Origin of the sequence: Arthrobacter sp. 3Tela_A, assembly GCF_049311025.1 — a bacterium.
Taxonomy (GTDB): domain Bacteria; phylum Actinomycetota; class Actinomycetes; order Actinomycetales; family Micrococcaceae; genus Arthrobacter_B.
In genome coordinates this window covers 1-3458 of sequence record NZ_JAXIOM010000103.1, presented here as the reverse complement: position 1 = coordinate 3458, position 3458 = coordinate 1, and the positions used below count along the sequence as shown (strand labels likewise).

At 63.9% G+C, this 3458-nt stretch carries 2 protein-coding genes; both read right to left on the bottom strand.

What is annotated here, in order from left to right; all coding sequences use genetic code 11:
- Window positions 1–49: 49 nt before the first annotated feature.
- Entirely contained in the window at window positions 50–1657 is a 1608-nt protein-coding gene (locus TVC13_RS17880) for an ABC transporter permease subunit (RefSeq protein ID WP_422402474.1), read from the bottom strand.
- Between the two features lie 91 nt (window positions 1658–1748).
- Complete coding sequence (locus TVC13_RS17875; protein ID WP_422402473.1) at window positions 1749–3041, bottom strand: sugar ABC transporter substrate-binding protein; 1293 nt, start codon at window positions 3039–3041, stop codon at window positions 1749–1751.
- Window positions 3042–3458 lie beyond the last annotated feature (417 nt).

Below are 3458 nucleotides of genomic sequence, written 5' to 3'. Positions count from 1 at the left end.
GTGCCGGTGGTTTCGGCAGCGGGGCGGGGAGGAAGGGCGGTGGAGGTGCTCATGAGTTCACTTCTTCCAGCGACTTGGTCTGCCTGAAGCTGACGGCGGAGATAACGGCCACGATGATGAAGATCAGGATCGCCAGCGCACTGGCGAGCCCGTAGTCACGCCCGGTGCCCTGGCCGAAGGCGACCTTGTACACCACGGTGATCAGCAGGTCGGTGGCGCCGATGTCCTGGCTGGTGCCCGGGAAACGCGGACCGCCGCCGGTGAGCATAAAGATCACGTTGAAGTTGTTGAAGTTGAACGCGAACGTGGAGATGAGCAGGGGCGCGGTGGAGACCAGCAGCAGCGGCAGTTTGATGGAACGGAAGATCCGCCAGGCTCCGGCGCCGTCCATCCGGGCTGCCTCGTTGATTTCCTCCGGCAGGGACTGCAGTGCCCCGGTGCAGACCAGGAACATGTAGGGGAAGCCCAGCCAGGTGTTGACCAGCAGCACGCTGGCCTTGGCGAGCCAGGGATCGTTCAGCCAGGGAATCGAAGCCCCGCCGAAGAACGTGCCGTTGATGAACCCGAATTCCTGGTTGAGCATGCCGGACCAGACCAGGCCGGCCAGGAAGGCCGGGAACGCGTACGGCATGATCATCAGCACGCGGTAGAGTTTCTTGCCCCGGAGTGTGGGGTGGTTGAACGTGACGGCCAGGAAGAGGCCGAGTCCGAAGCACAGTGCCACGGACGCGACGGCGAAGGTGAAGGTCCAGCCGATCACGCTCATCAGCGGGCCGCGGAGCTCCGGGTCGGAGACCGCGCGCTGGAAGTTCTCGAAGCCCACGTTGATCTTCCAGCCGGTGGCCAGTCGCTCTCCGTCAGCCGAGACGAAGGAGCCTTCTCCCCCGTCGCGGTAGACCGTGCCGGTTTCGGAGTTTGTGAAGGTATCGGCGGCTTCGTCATAGACCAGGACCGGTTTGTAGACGTAGGCGTTGGACCCGTCGGCGGTGGCCAGTGTGCCGTCGTCCAGGTCATCGGAGAACGGAACCTTGAGTGCCAGGATTTCGGACTGGCGGTTCAGCAGGTCGTTGAAGGCGAGGGTTTCATACCCGTCAACGCCGGTGGCTTTCCCGGTGCTGTTCGTCTGGGCGTCGCTGACCTCTTCCAGCGGTATTTCGGCGCCACCCAGCTGGACCTGCCCGTCGGGATCCGTGACCAGCAGGAACAGCTCGCTGCCCTGTTCCAGGACCGACACAGCGTAGGCCGGGGAATCGGGCACGCGCTGCTGCGCGGTCAGGGAGATGGCGGCGACGGCGTCTTCCTTGGTGCTGTTGTGTCCGTCGCCGTAGTTGGTGAAAGCCACGTAGCCGCTGTAGATAACCACAAAGACCTGGAAGACCAGCAGGAACAGCACACCCGGTGCCAGGTACTTGGCGGGCAGTCCGCCGCGGCGCAGGTAGATCCAGTTGATGATCAGGGTGACCGCTGATGCCACGGCGAACACCACCCACTCCCCGTTGAGGAACAGGGCCATCAGGACGTAGACGGCAAAGGCGTCCACGAGTCCGAGCAGCATGATCTTCGCCAGGGTCCCGGCCAGCGAGTCGGGGCTGCGGCGGCGGGTCCTCGCAGGTGCGGGTTTAGCGGGGCGGACGGGTGTGTCCGTTGAAACGGCCATGATGGTCTCCTACAAGTGGCCCGAACAGGAATGACTCCCTGTCCGGGCCACTAAAGCGGCTGCGGCTTGGTGGGTACCGTTATCTGCTGATCTATTTGCTGATCTTGGACTCGATGTTGGAGACCATGGCGGGCCAGGCGGTTGCCGGGTCTGCTTCTCCCTTGATCAGGGACAGCTGCGTGCCTCCCCAGTCAGCCCAGACGGCTTCCATTTCCGGGATGGCGGGCATCGGCACGCCGTTGGCGCCGATTTCACCGAAAGCGGCAACGATCGGGTCGGATGCGGCCTTCTCGAAGGAGGCGGTCAGGGCCGGCGGGCGTCCGCCGGCATCGAACATGGAGTCCTGGACGGCTTCAGTGGTGAGGTAGTTCAGGGCGAACTCGTTGGCGGCAAGGGCATTCTGGCTCTTGGCGCTGATGAAGAAGCCGTTGACGCCAACGAACGGCTGGGCCGGGGAATCGCCGGCGGTCGGCAGCGGGTCGACGGCCAGGTTGATGCCGGCGTCGACGGCGTCGGGAACGTTCCAGGGTCCGGTCAGCAGGTACGGGGACTCGCCGGCGTTGAACTTCTCCTTGGCGATGTCCGGGGTGATGCTGGAGTTGAAGATGCGTTCGCCGGTGTCTCCCCAGGCCACGAGCTTCTCGGCGAATTCAACGCCGCCCGGGTTGCCCAGTTCAAGCTTCGAGGCGTCGTAGCTTCCGGTCTCGTCAGTGCCGAAGACCGGAACACCCATGGAGGTCTGCAGCGGGTACAGGTGGTACGGGTCGCCCTGCTTGGGGTCCATCTGCACCAGGAACGGGAACTCCGCCTTGCCCTCGGCCACGGCGGCCTTGCCGTTGGCGATGACTTCGTCCATGGTGGCTGCCGGTTCGGAGACGATGTCCGTGTTCCGCAGCAGGCCGATGTTCTCAATCGAGTAGGGCACCCCGTAGGTGTTGCCCTCATAGGTCATGGCGGCGACGGCGCTTTCCTGGAACTGGCCGGCCTTGTCGCCGAGTTCGATCGGGGCCACGACGCCGTTCTGGACGAACTTGCCCAGCCAGTCGTGCGGTCCGACGATCAGGTCCGGGCCCTTGCCGGTAGGGACCTGGGTGATGAAGTCGTCCGACACCTGCTGGAAGTCCTTGGTCACCAGCTTGACCTCAATGCCGGTGTCTTCCTTGAAGCGCTCCGTGACCTCGGTCAGCGCGGGCGAACGTTCGGCGTCGACCCACATGGTCAGCGTGGTTGCACCGGCGGACGCGAGATCGCTGGATTCGGTTCCTTCACTGGTGTCGGATCCGCCGCCGCAGGCGGTAAGTACGAGAGCAGCGGTGACCGAGACGGCACCGAGAGTAAAGGTACGGCGGCCAAAGCCCGCCGCACCCGTTGTGCGCACCTTCATTGGTGTACCTCTTCTGTTTTCAGGCCCCGGAGTGCCGGGGAGGTAATTGGTGCCTGTCCCGTGACCCGGACCATGGCATGGACGCAAGTGTAAGCGTGTGCACACTGTGCGTCCAGTCACAGATGCCAGTAGCCGGGAACACATACTCTCGGCTGCTGACAATCAGCATCAAGGCAGACCAGACCGCAGAAAAGTTGCCTATGGACTTGTTGAGACTTGTTGTGGAAGCGTTTGCATGGCACGCAGGTACGTCCTTTAGGATGCAAGCATGCTCAGCACTATCGCCGTCCCCTCCGTCCAGCTCCCCGGCGCCGGCCTGGTTCCGGTCCATGAAGCCTCCACCGAGCGTGAGAGGCAGTGGTGGCGCTCCTCGGTGATCTACCAGATCTACCCCCGCTCCTTCCGCGACCTCCGCGG